Raw genomic sequence first — 16,200 nt, 5'->3', positions numbered from 1 at the left:
TTGTAAAACATTGAATCTCTGTGTTAAACTTAAGCTAACTCTTTAATTATTTTGCTGAGAGGAGAGTAGATAGGATGAGCAGAGAAGAGCTCACCAAAATTGTCCTGCCCGAGGAGAAACTTCCCAGGTTCTGGTATAATGTGCAGGCTGACATGCCAAACCCTTTAGCACCTGGCCTTAATCCCAAAACTGGAAAACCTCTCACTCCGGCTGATTTGGAGCCGATTTTTGCCCGCGAGCTTATTCTTCAGGAAGTTTCACAGGAAAGGTATGTAGAAATTCCAGAAGAAGTAAGGGAGCTTTATAAAAAATATCGTCCAACTCCTTTATATCGGGCTCATGGTTTGGAAAAGGCTTTAGATACTCCTGCCCGTATTTATTATAAATACGAAGGGGTAAGCCCGGTCGGAAGCCATAAACTTAATTCGGCTTTAGCCCAGGTTTATTACAACAAAAAACAGGGGATTAAAAGGATAACTACTGAAACTGGAGCAGGACAGTGGGGAACAGCTTTAGCTTTAGCCTGCAAGCTTTTTGGGCTTGAGGCCATGATATATATGGTAAAGGTCAGCTATTATCAAAAACCATACCGCCGTTCTATAATGGAGCTTTACGGGGCTAAATGTGTACCCAGCCCGAGTGAACTTACCCAGAGTGGCCGTGATGCACTGGCTAAAAATCCTGACAGTCCCGGCACTTTAGCTATTGCGATAAGCGAAGCGGTAGAAGAAGCCTTAAAGAGAGACGACACTAATTATTCTTTAGGAAGCGTTCTTAATCATGTATGTTTGCATCAAACCATTATAGGGCAGGAAGTTAAAATACAGCTAGAAATGGTAGATGATTATCCGGATGTAGTTATAGGCTGCTGTGGTGGAGGCAGCAACTTTGCAGGCATTGCCTTTCCGTTTGTCCCTGATAAGCTGGCAGGCAAGAATGTCCGTTTAGTTGCGGTAGAACCGGCTGCATGTCCTACCCTTACTAAAGGGGTATTTGCTTATGATTATGGGGATTCAGTAGGCTTGGTTCCTATGGTTAAGATGTATACTTTAGGTCATAATTTTACCCCTTCCGGCATTCATGCAGGAGGATTAAGATATCATGGAGAATCGCCTTTAGTAAGTCAGCTTTATCATGACGGGCTGATAGAGGCAGTAGCGGTAAAACAAAACCCAACCTTTGAGGCAGCTATGCTCTTTGCTCAGTATGAAGGAATTGTTCCGGCTCCCGAGTCTGCTCATGCTATAAGGGCAGCTATTGATGAAGCTCTAAAGGCTAAGGAAGAAGGAGTCGCAAGGTGTATAGTATTTAATTTGAGCGGACACGGTCATTTAGATCTTTATTCCTATGATCGTTATTTATCGGGAGAAACTGAGGATATTGAGTTTTCCGATGCAGAGCTTAAGGAAAGCCTGAAGGATTTGCCAGAGGTAGAATTTTAGCCTGATATAATGTGGGTAATCAAATGAGCCGGGATTTGATCAAAACCTGTTTCTATTTGAGGTATAAAACCGGCCGGTGCTAGCTTATGCTTTTCGCAGATCACATAAAATGGGATGCCCAGTTTATCTGCTAGATAGGCTATTCTAGCAGTTGGGAAGCCGTTTATAAGGGTGCCGTCGTTCAGAACGGTATCGGCTCCAGTAATGACATAATCTGTTTTTATAAGGTAATCTTCGATTAAATTATCGGGGATTACCTTTTTGTTTATCGATGACGGCAATTTATCTGCAGTCATTTCGCCATAAGCACAGGTGCTTGCCGGAGAAAGAGAGCGGGCAATGAATACAGTAAAGATTTTTCCTTGATTATAAGCGGTTTTTATTGTTTCGACTGTAGTAGAGCTGTAGCTGCAGGTCATTATAATGTCATGACTTTGAATTAATTCTGCTCCTTTTTGAATAAGCTGTTTTTGCAAAAGAAGAGTTTGTTCTATAAGCTTGTCTGCTAAACAGGCGGCGGTTGAATTTAAGTTAGCTCCTTCTTCACTTAAGCTGAGTTTTTGAGTTAATGTTTGCATATATAATGTAACCAGGTTATAAATTGACACCATAGAAGGACGACATAGTTTAAGTTCATCTGCTAAGGTTTGCATATATGAAAGAAAATGGTCTTTATCATAACTATCAGAGAATAAGGCCGCTTTTTTTAAAATTTTTACTGCTTCCAGGGCAAGATAGCTGGCTCCATGACTTTTATCATTTTTTATTTTTATTATTTCTTCAATTATATCTTTCATTTTACTCTCTCCCAGGCTTCATAAAGTCCAGGCACGGTAGACAGTTTCAGCATCTGTTCGGGAAGCATCCATCTGAATTCAGTATGTTCCCAGTCTAATTTAAGTTTTTTAAGTTTTAACAGGCGAAAATGAAAAGGGTGGACTATCCATTTTCTTTGCATTTTTTCATCGATTACCGGGATAGGGTCTCCCTCTTTTATAAGTTCAACCTCTTCGTTTTTAAGGCCGGTTTCTTCGTACAATTCTATTTCTGCCTGTTTTAGAGGGGTGTTTTCAGGTTCGATGTATCCGCTTATTCCAGCCCATTTATATTGGTAAGAACTTACCTGGCTGCTTCTTTTTAAAAGAAGGATTTTGCCTTCATATTCTAAAAAGCAGGTTACAACATGCTTTTCTTCCAAGGTTAACACCTCTTTTGCTTAAATTTCTTATATTGCACAAATCTTGCTTATAGTTTTTATCTAGGTTATATTATAGCAATAAATTAAGAAGAAAGGGTTAAGATAATTGTGCATGATAAAAGATTGCAGGCAATAAGCGGAATGATAATTAAAGGCCGATCTTTAGCGGATATAGGGACAGATCATGCCTATTTACCCATTTATCTGGTAAAAAATAATATAGTGCCTTTTGCTATTGCTACTGATATAAATAATTTTCCTTATGAGCGGGCAGAGAGTGAAGTTAAAAAGCACGGCTTGGAGGACAAAATTGAAGTAAGACTGGGAGATGGGCTTAAGGTAATAAGCCCCGGAGAAGTTGATAATGTGGTGATTGCCGGGATGGGAGGAGAAACTATAACCGGGATTTTAGAAGATGACCTTAAGAAAGCCTCAAGTTTTAAGCGGTTTATATTTCAGCCGATGAGCCGTCCCGAAGTTTTACGCAGGGCTTTAGCGGAAAAAGGATGGATTGTTTTGGAAGAAAAGGTCGTATATGAAAACAAGAAATTTTTTATAGTTATAAGTGCTGAACCCGGAGGGACACCGTATTTTTTATCTGATTTAGAGGCGGAAGTTGGCCCTTTAATTTTAAGATCTAAATCTTACCCTGATTTTTTACGATATTATTTACAAAAATACAGGAAAATTGTAAATGAACTGAGTAATTCTACTGGATATGAAGAGAAACGGCTTAAAAAATGTTATGAAGAAAAAATTAAAGAGCTGGAGGGGTTTTTGTATGGCTAGAGTTAAAGATATTGTAAAGATAATGGAAAAGCATTTTCCTTTAAAACTTTCTCAAAAATGGGATAATTGCGGACTTCTTCTAGGTTCGTCTGATAAGAAAGTAAAAAGGGTTCTCCTTTGTTTGGATTTAGATGAAAGCAATTTGGCAGAGGCTTTAAACTGCAGGCCGGATTTGATAATTACCCACCATCCTCTTTTTTTTAAAGAATTTAAAACGATAAGTTACAGCAGCTCTCAGGGAAGGCTTATAAGAGAGCTTATCTTAAGCGATATAAGCGTTTATTCTGCTCATACCAATTTAGATGCCGGAGAAAAAGGGATTAATCATTTTTTAGCTGAACTTTTGGAATTACAGGATATAAAGCCTCTTTTTTCAGAGATGGTGGAAAAACTTTATAAGCTTATAGTTTTTGTCCCGGAAACCCATATTGAAGAAGTAAGAAAAGCAGTTAATGGGGCAGGAGCAGGTTATATTGGAAAATATTCGGATTGCAGTTTTCGCACTAAAGGGATTGGTACTTTCAAGCCGGGAGAAGGGACCAATCCTTTTATAGGGGAGAAAGGGATATTAGAAGAAGTGCAAGAATATCGCCTGGAGACTATTGTGCCTGAATCAGTTTTATCTTTGGTTATAGATGCTATGCTTACTGCTCATCCCTATGAAGAAGTGGCCTATGATATTTACCTTTTGCAAAATCAGGGCAAGGTTTACAGTACAGGCAGGATGGGAGAGCTTGAAAATGAAATTACCCTTGAGGATTTTGCCAAACTGGTTAAGGATAGGCTACATCTTGAAAGCATAAAGGTTGTGGGGGATAAAGACAAAAAGGTTAAAAAAGTAGCGGTTATAAGCGGAGCAGGAATGAGTTTGGCTCCTGGAATTCCTGAGGACATAGATGTTCTTGTAACAGGTGATGTGAAATATCATGAGGCAAAAAATGCTTTATTATCAGGTTTGGCGGTTATTGATGCCGGGCATCAGGAGACTGAAGAATTATTTTTGCCTTACCTTCAAAAGCTGCTGGCGGATGAAAGCAGAATTTTGGGCTATGAAATTGAATATAAATATATTTTGAACGATAAAATTTTTTGGAGCATTTAATTTGTATTTTTAAAAAGGATTAGATTGCTATTTGTAGAATTAAAATTATTGAATAAAGGAAATAGAGGGAGAATGATGTATGCTTAAAATAAGGGTGAATACGCTTAAGCCAGGAATGAAACTGGGAAAAGATATATTTACTTATGATGGTAAACTGTTGCTGGCTAAGGGAACGGTAATAGCTGAAGAGCATTTAAAAAGCTTTGCCAACCGCGGCATCAGCGAAGTTTACATAATGGAAGCAAGCCCTCAGGTTAGGACGACTAAAAAGTTTGAGGAGGCATTTGATGATTCGTTAGATCTGGTAAAGTCTTTTATGCTGGAAGCTAAGCTTGGGCAGAGTTTGGATCATAAGGAAATTGAAGCTTCCGTAGAGGTTTTACAGCAGCAGGTTTTTAGCGTAAATGATATTTTTAAGCATCTGCGGCTTATGAAAGATAAAGATGACTATCTTTTTACTCATTCGGTAAATGTTTCGCTCCTTTCTATACTTATTGGCCGCTGGCTTAAGTGTGAAGAAGGTATAATTAAGAAATTGGGCATGGCAGGCATGTTGCATGATATAGGTAAAGTGTATATAAGCAGTGATATATTAAATAAGCCGGGAAAGTTAACACCGGAGGAGTTTGAGGAGATAAAAAAACATCCTATATTAGGCTATAATTTTCTGATGCAGAGTGAGGATATAGATGATGATGTTGCAAGAGCAGTTCTCATGCATCATGAGAGACTGGATGGTTCAGGTTATCCTATGGGGGTTAGAGGCAAAATTAACTTTTTTGCTTCTGTAGTAGCGGTAGCTGATGTTTATGATGCTGTAACTTCCAATCGCACTTATGCAGGAAAGCTTTCTCCTTATGCAGCAGCAGATATTTTATGGGAAGAATCATTTGGCAAGCTTGATCCGAAGATAGTCAAGGTTTTTTATGATCGAGTAGCTAATTTTTATGTGGGGAATGAAGTGGTGCTTTCCAATAATAAGCGTGGAGTTGTAGTTTATGTTCATCAAACCCAGCCTACTAGGCCTATTGTTATGGTAGGGGAAAATGAATTTATTAATCTGGCTGAAGAACCGGATTTGGCAATTGTGGAGGTCCTAGATTAATTTTTTGTTGGGCTAAAAAGTCCCATAAAATGGGGATTTGATGTATAAAACTGCCTTTGCAATGGCAGAATGTTAGTATACAGCTTATAAAGTAAAATTTTTTATAAAATTCTTTAAAAAAAATGGTTTTCAGGCAGGAATTGTGGATTTTTTGGGGAATCTAAAATATGGCTAAATAAATTAAAGGGAGGATTAGGCGTGAATAAAACAGAACTGGTGAAAGCTTTGGCTGAAAAGGCAGAAATGACTCAAAAGGATGCAGGTAAGGCTTTGGATGCAATGCTTGAAGTTATTCAAGAGGCTTTAGCTACAGGAGACAAAGTACAGATTATTGGTTTTGGCAGTTTTGAGGTTCGTGAACGCAAAGAAAGAAAGGTAATAAGCCCTGCTACTGGTGAAGAAATTATGGTTCCTGCTACCAAAGTTCCAGCTTTTAAACCGGGAAAAGCTTTAAAAGATGCAGTTGCTGTTGTTGAAGAAAAAAAACCGGCTGCCAAAGGCGGCAAAAAAGGATCTAAGAAAAAATAATTGATTGATTTAACGGGCTTTGTTTATATCACATAAGAAAATAAATAATTTTTTGGAGGTATGCATATAATGCATACCTCTTTTTGATTTTAGACCAAAAATAAAAGCGTCCCTGTATATAAAAGATTTAACTGGCAAATCTATATAAATGAAAAAGACAAAGGTTTATATGAGGTGTTTGATGTTTATTTTTGGAAAAAAGAAAAAAGATAAAGATAAAGAAAAAAATTTAAGCAAAGCTGCTTTGCCAGCCGAAAGTGCTTATAAGCTTCCGCTAAAGTTGGAAGAAAAAATGGAACTTATTCAGCCTTATTTGATTAAAAATGATGATATGGTTGGACGCCCTTTTTGTCTTGGCGGAGAGCATGAGATTAAGGGGTATGTAATTCATCTTGAAGGCATGATAGATAATATAAGCCTGCAGCAGGATGTTTTAAGGTCTTTAATGTTTTATGCGTGTGGTGAAGAATTAAACAAGAGAGGAACAGATTATTTAATAGACCATATATATAAAAATTGCCTTAATGTAAGTCAGATAGAAAAGGTATACAATCTGGATAATTTATTACAGGCAGTTTTTGATGGTTTTGTGATACTAATTTTTGATGGTATAAGTGAAGCTTTAAAAATTGATATTCGTAAAACAGACCGAAGGGGGATTGAAGAACCCGACTTAGAAAGGGCTTTACGCGGTGCAAAGGAAGGATTTGTTGAAAATGTTATAGTTAATACAGCTCTTGTCCGCAGACGTTTGCGTGATACTAATCTGGTGATAGAAAAATTGATTATAGGCAGGAGAACCAGGACAGATGTAGTTTTAATGTATATAGAGGACATAGCTGACCCTGAAATAGTGATAAATGTGCGGGATAAACTTAACCGGATAGATATGGACGGGATATTGGGAACCGAATATATTGAGCAGTTAATTGAAGATCATCATTACACACCTTTTCCACAGTTTAAGACTACGGAAAGACCTGATAAGGTAATGATGGAACTTTTAGAGGGCAGGATTGTTATAATGGCTGATGGTTCTCCCGATGCCTTAATTATCCCCAGCGTATTTAACAGCTTTTTGCAGGCTTCGGAAGATTATATAGAAAGACCGGTAATAAGCTTTTATAATCGTCTTTTTCGCTATCTGGCATTCATTTTAGCTGTATCACTGCCTGCACTTTATATTGCCCTTTTAAGTTTTAATCCTGAGCTTATCCCTGTGCAGCTTTTAATTACTCTGGCCCAGGGAAGAGATAAAGTTCCTTTTCCGGTAGTTCTGGAGGTCATGATTCAGGAGGTCATAATTCAATTAGTTATTGAAACAGGATTAAGGCTCCCTGTGCCTATGGGACAGACAATAGGCGTAGTAGCTGGTATTGTTTTGGGACAGGCAGCCATTACGGCCGGACTGGCCAGCCCCGCTATTATAATTATTATTGCGGTTACTACTATAAGCACCTTTGCCCTTCCCAACTCTACATTAGTCATGGCCAGCAGGATAGTCAGGATTTTTATGATTTTGATGGCGGCTGCTTTTGGTATATTTGGATTTTCGGTAGGATGGTTTTTACTCTTGACTCATCTGATAAGTCTTGAAAGTATGGGAGTTCCCTATTTTTCTCCCTATGCACCTATGCGTTATCCTGACCTTAAGGATTCAATTTTACGCGGATTTATTTCTAAAATGACCAAGCGTCCTGTATCGATACCCGGACAGAATCCAGTAAGAAAGAGGGAAACAGATGGATAAGGACAGGTTTGAAATTACTCCGAAACAGCTGGTTTTTCTTGTTGTAGGATCAGAAGTTGCTACCGGTATATTAAGTTTGCCGCGGGTTTTAAGTGCCGAAGCAGGCCACTATGCATGGCTGGCAGTTATTTTGGGGGTAACAGTTCCTGTATTGTCCATTTATTTTATAGTAAGTCTTTACAAAGATTTCAGTGAGCCAGACTTTATAAAAGTAAGCCAACTCTTATTTGGTCGGTTTTTAGGATTTGTTATTGTGGTACTTTTTTCAGCATATATTGTTTTCTTTCAGTCAATCGTTATCAGGATTTTTGCTGAAATAACCAAGACTTTTTTATTGCCTCGAACTCCTATATTTGTGATTCTTTTTTTGATTCTTTTTTCGGTTTATTATGCTGTAAGCAAAGGAGCCAAAACTGTAGCGAGGCTTAATGAGATTTTATTCTGGATATTATTGGTTGACCTTTTAGTTATTATAATTTTAATTCCCCAGGGAGACTGGACTGCATTTTTACCGTTGAATGAATTGAATGTTACCGGTTTATTAAAAGGGGCAAAAGAGAGTTTTTATTCTTATGCGGGAATAGAATTTTTGTTTGTAGCTTATGTGATGGTGAACCGGAAAGAAAAAATTTTAAAGGCAGCTTTTACAGGACAATTAATAGTGCTTTTGCTTTATTTAATGGTGGTTGTTGTTTCCCTTCTCATCTTGGGACCGAAAAGCTTGCAATATCTGATCTGGCCGGTTTTAGACCTTTTAAGTGTGAGGCAAATTGCTGTTTTAGAAAGGCTAGAAATAGTTTTTCTCGTTTTCTGGCTGGGAATAGGTGCCCGTCCAGTTCTCAATTTAAATCTGGCAAGTGCTTATTCAATCTGCCGGCTTTTGAAATTGGATAACCGGAAATATTATATATGGGTGACTCTGCTTGTTGTTTTGGCTATATATATAATTGCTCTCATTCCTGATAATTTAGTTGTTGTGTTTAAACTGGCTGATTTTGCAGGGAGTATGTTTTTGCTCATTTCCCTGGGATTGCCGGTTTTATGCCATATAGTTAAATTTTTCCGAAAAGGCAGGATTGGTTATGAAAAAGCATCTTAGCCTGAGTTTACTTTTCTTTGTTTTACTTTTCGTTTGCGGTTGCTGGGATGCACAGGATATTGAGGATTTTAATGTACCTTTAATAGCTGCTTATGATCTGGCAAAGGAAAATGGGAAAGAGGTAAGAGTAACTGTGCTTTATCCCGATGTGGCCCAGAGAAATAAAGAATTGATAGAACCAGTAGAAGGAAAAACGGTTGGTGATACGAGGTCTAAAAGAGGAACACGGTTTCCAAGCACCCTCCTTTTAGGACATATACAGCTGGCACTTTATGGAGAGAAGCTGGCATATCAAGGATTATATTCTTTTATAGACAACTATGTGCGTAATCCCCGCATAAAAAAATCGCTTTATATGGCAGTTGTTAAAGGGGGTAGTTATGAATTTTTAAAAGAAGTTCACCAGAATAATCAGTATCTTGGTTTTGAACTTCCTAAGGTTTTCAGCAGTAAAAAGAAAAATCAGTTTTTTGCTATTACTACTCTGTATGATTTTGCTCATGCTGTAACAACTACTGGAAAGAATCCGGTATTACCAGTGCTTTCAGCCGATAAGAGGAAAAATTACAAGATTGATGGAACGGCTATTTTTAAAAAAGATAAGATGATTGCCATCGCAGATATGAATGAGACTGTTCCCCTTATTTTACTGCGAGGAATAGAACGTTGCTGCGGTCATATTCCCTTTATTATAACCAAAGAGGGGAAACAAATAGATAAAGGTACAGTTGAAATTGCAAGTCAAAGGAAAGTCTATGTGGAAAGAAAAGGGGATAAGTTCATTTTTCATATTAAATTGAAAATTAACGGCAGATTGGTAGAACATTATACTTCTGAACGTTTTCTAATCAAAGATGCCAACTATATTAGAGAGGTGGAAAAAGCGGTAGAAGAACAGATAAAGCGTGACTGTCAGAAATTAATTCTCAAAATGAAGGAGGAATGGGGTGTAGACTGTATAGACATAAGCAGGTTTGCCCTGGCCAAGTGGCGTCGTGAACTTGAAGATGTTATAGAAGATGAGGATTTTATCAGGAATGCTGATATAAAAGTAGATGCTAAGGTAAACATTGATTGTTGGGGTTCAGGAAGCTGATTGGCCAAAAAGGGATTAAAAACCCTTTTTGGCCAACCTTATTATTTTATCCACGTAAAAGGTCATTGGCTATTACCAGTCTCTGCACCTGGGCAGTTCCTTCAAATATCTGCATTATTTTAGCATCCCGGAAGTATTTTTCTACGGGATATTCCTTAGTATATCCATAGCCTCCAAATATTTGTACGGCATCAGTAGCCACCTTCATGGCTGTATCTCCGGCAAAGCATTTAGCCAGTGATGCTATCTGGGTGAAAGGAAGCCCCATGTCTTGTCTGGAGGATGCTTCAAGGTATAAAAGTCGTGCCGCATGAATATACTGTGCCATATCTGCCAGCATGAACTGTACTGCCTGGAAAGAAGCTATCGGTTTGCCAAACTGGATTCTTTCTTTAGCATATTTTATGGAGGCTTCCATCGCTGCCTGGGCAACTCCAACTGCCATAGCGGCAACTGAGGCCCGGGAAAGGTCCAGGGTTTTCATGGCAATTTTAAACCCTTCTCCTTCTTTGCCTAAGAGGTTTTGGGCAGGAACACGTACATCTTCAAAGATTACCTGTGTAGTATTGGAGCTTCTGATACCTAGTTTATCTTCTTTAGGTCCTGCAGAAACCCCCGGGGTGTTGCGATCGACGATAAAGGCACATATGCCTTTGTGGCCAAGTTTTTTATCAAGAGTAGCAAATACAGTATATATCTGGGCTACTCCGCCATTGCTTATGAATTGTTTGGTTCCGTTTAATATATAATAATTGCCGTCTTTTATACATTTGGTTGATAATCCGCCTGCATCTGAACCTGCTCCGGGTTCTGTAAGGCAGAAGGCCGCAATAGCACCTTCATTTTGCATACCATAAAACCATTTTTTTTGTTCGTGGGTTCCGGCGATAAGCACCGGGTCAGCTGCCAGAAGGGTGCTAGCAGCCATAGTGGTTGCTATGCCGGCATCCCCACGGGCAATTTCTTCGGTTACTATGTTTTGGGCTACATGATCAAGGCCTGGTCCGTCGTATTCTGCGGGGACTCCGATAGTCATAAGTCCCAACTCATGCATTTTTTTAACTGTTTCTACCGGAAAATAATCATCTCTATCCCATTGCTGGGCATAAGGTGCAATTTCGTTATCCGCAAATTCCCGAGCCATTCTTCTCATCATTTTCTGTTCCTCAGTTAATCTGAAATCCATAAAAATAATCCTCCTCTTTTTTAGAAATAAAAAATTTAAGGTAAGATGGGTATTGTTTTTAAAATATATTTATGTCCAAGCCTTATTTATTACAAAATTCCGAATATAATAAAAATACAAAAAAGTAAAACGATTACATCTTAATAAGATATTAAAGTTAAAGGAAAATTTTACGAAACGAAAATTATTGATTATTATGCAATTAAGTGACAAAAAATATAAAAAACTAAGATGTTAGAATGAATAATTTTGTAATTTAACTATATAATATTAAGAAGTACATATATTTTTGGATGACTTAGAGAAGAGAAAAAGCGGTATGCAGAAAAAGAACGAAAAATAAGGAAAAATTAGAGAACGAAATCAGAAATAAATTGGAAAGGGTTAGCAACCAGTATAAAAGAGAAGAAAACGGCAGATAAAATAAAATGGCTGTAAAAATGAAAAAATGTACACCTAAAAGGCGTACATTTTTTGCTGATTTTTTTAGTAAGCAAATCTATAAGCGGAGTTCTGTATTAGATAGTCATCTATCTGGGATGCCAGTTGCCTGACACCTCAAGCGACCTAACCCGGGAACGAAGCGGGCCACTTCATAGTTCCCCTATTCGGTCTTGCTCCGGGTGGGGTTTGCCTAGCCGTTTAGTCGCCTAAACGCTGGTGAGCTCTTACCTCACCTTTCCACCCTTACCTCTTTTTTGAGAGGCGGTTTGTTTCTGTGGCACTTTCCTTAGGGTCGCCCCCACTGGATGTTATCCAGCACCCTGCCCTGTGGAGCTCCGACTTTCCTCAGGTAATTATTACCCGCGACTATCTGATTTGCTTACTTTAAAATTCTTGCAACAAGAATTATAATACATATATGATGATTTGTAAATGATTATGAAATATATTACTGAAAAAAGTTGGAGTTTTTAAAATATTTATTTAGGCAGGAAAAAAACAAAAAAAGCAGAATAATATAACAGGATAATTAATATAAGTGAAATCAGACTTGTCCCAGCCGGTATAAAATAATAAAATTAATTATAGATGAGAGGGGGGAACAGGATCAGTGTTTTTTGGTGCGGAAACTGCTCATGCAAGTGGTGCAGCTATATTTTATAATCCTATCGTCGCGATTTTGATTATCATTCTGGCGATTGTTCTCTTTGTTAAGTTCTGCGGGTGGGCTAAGAATTTTTCTTTATCTAAAGGAGTAAAGAAAGCGGTATATATTTTGACTGGTATTGGTTTGATTGTATTTAATTATCTTTACTCAATAGGTAACAAAGCATATGCAGAGGGAGATTTTTCCCGTGCTACTATAGCTCTTTTAGTTGCTCTTGTTTGGACATTGATTTTTGCATTTGTTGTTATGACTGAAACAAGAGCTGAGTAATTGATTTTTTCTGAGGCGGCTTGGTGCCGCCTTTTTGTTATGGTATTTTATCTGGTTAAAAGGAGTTGCATTTATGTTTAAGGAAGAAAAGATAATTGGTAAAACTATTTTAAGATATATAAGAGGAAAGGGGGCAAGAAAAGAAAATGATTTAATAATTGTGGAAAATGCTTATAAAACTTTTGTAAATGATGTTTTTTACAATGTTTTTTATTGCAGTCCGGAATATTTGGAAGAACTTGTGATTGGCAATCTTGCCTTGAATGGGAAAATAACGAGTTTTGAAGATATTAAAGATATTGAAATAGAAAGCGATAAAATAAACATAAATTTAAATTCTGAATGTAGAGAAAGTATAAGGGAGGAAATAGCGAATTTTAAGGTTTATGCTGACGATTTACTGGATTTGATGGGAGAACATCTTGCAATATCTGAAATTCATCGTTTGACGGGAGCTGTTCATATTATGAGCCTCGCAGACGGGGAAAGGATTTTAGTTACCAGGGAAGATATAGGGCGTCATAATGCGGTAGACAAGTTATATGGATATTGTTTAAAAAATAATGTTTTTTTGTCTGATAAAATTCTTTTAAGCAGTGGAAGGATTACACATGAAATCTGTTATAAAGCTTTTAAGATGGGGATAAGGATTTTGGTTTCCAGATCGGCAGTAAGCAGTATGGCAATAGAGTTGGCTCAGACGAATAACGTGACTTTAGTAGGGTTTACCCGTGGGGAAAGGTTTAATATTTATACTTGTCCGGAACGAATTATTACTTATAGATAGAAAAGGAGGATTTATGACAGAACAGGTTAAGGTCCGGGTTATCAATAGAGGAAGAGAATATGAGTACTGGGTTCCCGCAGGACAGGATTTGTGGACGGTTCTGGCGACTAACAATTGGTCAATAGATGATTTTTGCGGAGGACGGGGAATTTGTGGAAAATGCCGGGTTAAAGTAGAAGGCAAGGTAAGTGAAATCAGCGTTGCTGAACAGGAGAAGCTTTCTCAAGATGAAATTGAACAGGGAATAAGGTTGGCATGTTACTGCCGCATATATGGTGAAACTACAGTATATTTAAATGAAAGTATTTCTTTTGTAACCAAAGAAAATCTGAGTTATGACAAAATAGAAGATATAAAAAGTGATGATAAAGTAGAGATATTAAGTTTTTTTATTCCTGGTTTGGATAGTGAAAAACCTGTTCCTATTTATGATCGTTTAAACAGCGCTTTAAAAGATTATTCTCTAAAGTTGTCAACAGAAAATATAAATGAGCTTTCTTTGTTGGATCGTGCAGGAAGGCCTTTGATAGAGCTTGAGGCTTTAGCATTTGAAACCAGGGAAATTAAGCAAATAAAAAAACAGATAGATAAAGTTTATGGTATTGCCATGGATTTAGGAACTACCAGCCTTTTTGCTGCTTTGGTGGATTTACTTGAAGGTAAGGTTATTGGGGTTTCCTCTAAAACTAATATGCAGAGAATCTACGGTGCAGATATTATTTCCAGGGTAAGCTACTGTCTTGAAAAATCAGAAGGTTTAGAAAAGCTGCATCAGATACTCATTAATAATATTAACAGCATGATTGAGGAATTTATGGAAAGATGGCATATATCTCCTGACCAGATTTATCGTTTTACGGCGGTAGGAAATCCGGTTATGTTGCATTTTTTAATTAATCTTAGCATAAAAGGTTTTTCTAAAGCTCCTTATATGGGGCTTTTTAGTCAGGAGATGAACTGGAATGCATATAACCTGGGCATTAATGCCAATCCGGAAGCAGAGTTAATTATCCTCCCGCAAATTGGAGGTTTTATAGGAGCAGATACCATAGGGTGTCTTTTAAGTTTGGAACCTGAAGTTCCTGAAAGCTTTCTTCTCATAGATATTGGAACTAATGGAGAAATAGTTTTAGGGTGGAAGGGTGAGATGTGGGCAGCTTCTGCTGCTGCAGGTCCAGCCTTTGAAGGAGGGAATATAACCTGTGGCGGGAGAGCAGGTCCTGGAAGCATAGATAAATTCTACTTAGATGGGGAAGAAAATCTTTGCTTTAGTTTTATGGGGCAGGGATTAATAAAAAATATATGTGGTTCAGCAGTTATTGACCTTGCTGCCTGTCTTTTGGATGCCGGATATATTGATGAAAAAGGGATAATAACAACGAAAGCTGAAGAAAGGTTAAAAATCTTTAAAAACGATAAAAGGGGCAAGGAGATTGTAATATGTGATGATATAAACAAGGTGAAAAACGTTCCTGTTGTTTTTAACCAGGAAGATATAAGACAGGTTCAGCTAGCAAAATCTGCCGTAAGGACGGCGATAGATGTTCTTATAGATAAATCCGGAGCTGAAATTGATGAATTGGAATATATTTTTTTAGCTGGAACTTTTGGGAGTTTTCTTAATCCGCAAAATTGTATAAGGATTGGTCTTTTGCCTGCAGTTGATTTAAAAAAAGTGAAGAATATAGGCAATGCAGCAGCGAAAGGAGCAATAAGAGCTTTACTTTCTTCTGAAATGCGAAATAAAGCCCGGAAAATTAAAGAAGAGATTAATTATGTTGAGCTCGCTTTGGAACCTGATTTTAAAGATAGATTTATAAAGAACCTTAACTTTTAAAGGCGGCTGTTTATACAAGCCGCCTTTAAAAGCTTATTTATTGAAATTTTAAAAGGATAATTTTTGGCTGTGACGAATAATGACTTTGAATACTCTATAAACCAGACTTAGGAGGGAATGTGATGCGATTAGAAGGTAAAGTGGCTATCATTACGGGTGGAGGAACCGGTATAGGAAGGCAGGCAGCAATTGATATGGCTAAAGAAGGGGCTAAGGTCCTGGTGGCAGGAAGAAGGCTGGAACCGCTTAATGAAACGGTGGAAATTATAAGATCGCATGGAGAAGAGGCTATTGCCTGTTCAGCTGATGTAACTAAAATAGCGGATATTGAAAAGATGCGGGATATGGTGAAAAATGAATGGGGCAGGCTGGATATTTTGGTTAATAATGCTGGATCGGCTATGATTAAGCCTTTTTTAGAGATTACTCCCGAAGAACTCGATTATACTTATCAGGTTGATCTTAAGAGTGTATTTATGGTTACCCAGATTATGGTTCCTCTTATGCTGGAAAGCGGAGGAGGAAGCATTATTAATATTTCTTCCATATTGGGGGTTTTAGGTACTAAAAACCAGTCGGCTTATTGTGCTATGAAAGGCGGGGTCGTTCAGCTTACCCGGGCTTTGGCAGCCGAATTGGGACCTAAGATAAGGGTGAATTGCCTGTGTCCTTCCCATATTGCTACTCCAATGCTTCAGCCTATGCTTGACCATCTCGAGGCTACAGGCAAGATGGATAAACTTAATAAACTTTTTCCCATGAAACGGATAGGTTATCCGGAAGATATGAGCCCTAGTATAGTATTTTTTGCTTCTGATGAGTCAAAGTGGATTACCGGAAATATTTTTATGATTGATGGAGGTCTTTCCTGTTATTGCTAGCAAAGCTTTGGTAAAGGAA

The 16,200-nt window shown here is 37.8% G+C and carries 15 protein-coding genes and 1 other RNA gene; 12 read left to right on the top strand and 4 right to left on the bottom strand.

The window, feature by feature from the left end; all coding sequences use genetic code 11:
* The first annotated feature begins 74 nt into the window (after positions 1-74).
* Positions 75-1,442, top strand: a complete 1,368-nt coding sequence (locus H0Z36_RS06235; protein ID WP_296864536.1) for a TrpB-like pyridoxal phosphate-dependent enzyme — start codon at positions 75-77, stop codon at positions 1,440-1,442.
* Here the strand turns inward: H0Z36_RS06235 and H0Z36_RS06230 are convergent.
* The gene (locus H0Z36_RS06230; RefSeq protein WP_296864534.1) at positions 1,439-2,239 is read right to left on the bottom strand and encodes a hypothetical protein; all 801 of its coding nucleotides are present in this window, start codon (positions 2,237-2,239) and stop codon (positions 1,439-1,441) included. The two genes, H0Z36_RS06235 and H0Z36_RS06230, sit on opposite strands and share 4 nt — an antisense overlap.
* Positions 2,236-2,640: an NUDIX pyrophosphatase gene (locus H0Z36_RS06225; protein WP_296864532.1), complete on the bottom strand. Its 405-nt coding sequence runs from the start codon at positions 2,638-2,640 to the stop codon at positions 2,236-2,238. Before H0Z36_RS06225 ends, H0Z36_RS06230 begins: the two co-directional genes overlap by 4 nt.
* 108 nt (positions 2,641-2,748) lie before the next feature.
* Here H0Z36_RS06225 and H0Z36_RS06220 point away from each other — a divergent pair, with 108 nt between their 5' ends.
* The 7 genes from H0Z36_RS06220 to H0Z36_RS06190 all read left to right on the top strand — a co-directional run bounded on the left by H0Z36_RS06220 (position 2,749) and on the right by H0Z36_RS06190 (position 10,109).
* A complete protein-coding gene (locus tag H0Z36_RS06220; protein WP_296864530.1) occupies positions 2,749-3,429 on the top strand; it encodes a class I SAM-dependent methyltransferase in 681 nt (226 codons plus the stop codon).
* The gene (locus H0Z36_RS06215; RefSeq protein WP_296864528.1) at positions 3,422-4,531 is read left to right on the top strand and encodes a Nif3-like dinuclear metal center hexameric protein; all 1,110 of its coding nucleotides are present in this window, start codon (positions 3,422-3,424) and stop codon (positions 4,529-4,531) included. Before H0Z36_RS06220 ends, H0Z36_RS06215 begins: the two co-directional genes overlap by 8 nt.
* A 79-nt stretch (positions 4,532-4,610) precedes the next feature.
* On the top strand, positions 4,611-5,636 hold the full coding sequence (locus H0Z36_RS06210; protein WP_296864526.1) for an HD-GYP domain-containing protein: 1,026 nt from the start codon (positions 4,611-4,613) through the stop codon (positions 5,634-5,636).
* 198 nt (positions 5,637-5,834) lie between these two features.
* Entirely contained in the window at positions 5,835-6,164 is a 330-nt protein-coding gene (locus H0Z36_RS06205) for an HU family DNA-binding protein (RefSeq protein ID WP_296864524.1), read from the top strand.
* 181 nt (positions 6,165-6,345) lie between these two features.
* Positions 6,346-7,914, top strand: coding sequence for a spore germination protein (locus tag H0Z36_RS06200; protein WP_296864522.1), 1,569 nt, complete (start codon positions 6,346-6,348; stop codon positions 7,912-7,914).
* Positions 7,907-9,013 carry an endospore germination permease gene (locus H0Z36_RS06195; protein ID WP_296864521.1) on the top strand — a complete coding sequence of 369 codons (1,107 nt, stop codon included), beginning with the start codon at positions 7,907-7,909 and terminating at the stop codon, positions 9,011-9,013. Before H0Z36_RS06200 ends, H0Z36_RS06195 begins: the two co-directional genes overlap by 8 nt.
* Entirely contained in the window at positions 8,997-10,109 is a 1,113-nt protein-coding gene (locus tag H0Z36_RS06190; protein ID WP_296864518.1) for a Ger(x)C family spore germination protein, read from the top strand. The genes H0Z36_RS06195 and H0Z36_RS06190 overlap by 17 nt, the downstream gene beginning before the upstream one ends.
* Positions 10,110-10,155: 46 nt before the next feature.
* Here the strand turns inward: H0Z36_RS06190 and H0Z36_RS06185 are convergent, their stop codons facing one another.
* Positions 10,156-11,295, bottom strand: coding sequence for an acyl-CoA dehydrogenase family protein (locus tag H0Z36_RS06185; protein WP_296864516.1), 1,140 nt, complete (start codon positions 11,293-11,295; stop codon positions 10,156-10,158).
* A 486-nt stretch (positions 11,296-11,781) separates the two neighbouring features.
* Positions 11,782-12,121, bottom strand: an RNA gene (gene rnpB / locus H0Z36_RS06180) — RNase P RNA component class A.
* Positions 12,122-12,349: 228 nt separating this feature from the next.
* Between rnpB and H0Z36_RS06175 the strand changes: the two genes are divergently transcribed.
* The 4 genes from H0Z36_RS06175 to H0Z36_RS06160 all read left to right on the top strand — a co-directional run bounded on the left by H0Z36_RS06175 (position 12,350) and on the right by H0Z36_RS06160 (position 16,181).
* The gene (locus H0Z36_RS06175; protein WP_296864514.1) at positions 12,350-12,676 is read left to right on the top strand and encodes a hypothetical protein; all 327 of its coding nucleotides are present in this window, start codon (positions 12,350-12,352) and stop codon (positions 12,674-12,676) included.
* A gap of 73 nt (positions 12,677-12,749) precedes the next feature.
* Positions 12,750-13,463 carry a formate dehydrogenase accessory sulfurtransferase FdhD gene (locus H0Z36_RS06170; protein ID WP_296864493.1) on the top strand — a complete coding sequence of 238 codons (714 nt, stop codon included), beginning with the start codon at positions 12,750-12,752 and terminating at the stop codon, positions 13,461-13,463.
* 13 nt (positions 13,464-13,476) lie between these two features.
* Complete coding sequence (locus H0Z36_RS06165; RefSeq protein WP_296864491.1) at positions 13,477-15,300, top strand: ASKHA domain-containing protein; 1,824 nt, start codon at positions 13,477-13,479, stop codon at positions 15,298-15,300.
* A 122-nt stretch (positions 15,301-15,422) separates the two neighbouring features.
* Positions 15,423-16,181, top strand: coding sequence for an SDR family oxidoreductase (locus H0Z36_RS06160; protein WP_296864489.1), 759 nt, complete (start codon positions 15,423-15,425; stop codon positions 16,179-16,181).
* Positions 16,182-16,200 lie beyond the last annotated feature (19 nt).

The sequence above is a fragment of the Thermosyntropha sp. genome (genome assembly GCF_017656155.1).
Classification (GTDB): Bacteria; Bacillota; Syntrophomonadia; order Syntrophomonadales; family Syntrophomonadaceae; genus Thermosyntropha.
This window is presented reverse-complemented; position numbering and strand designations above follow the sequence as displayed.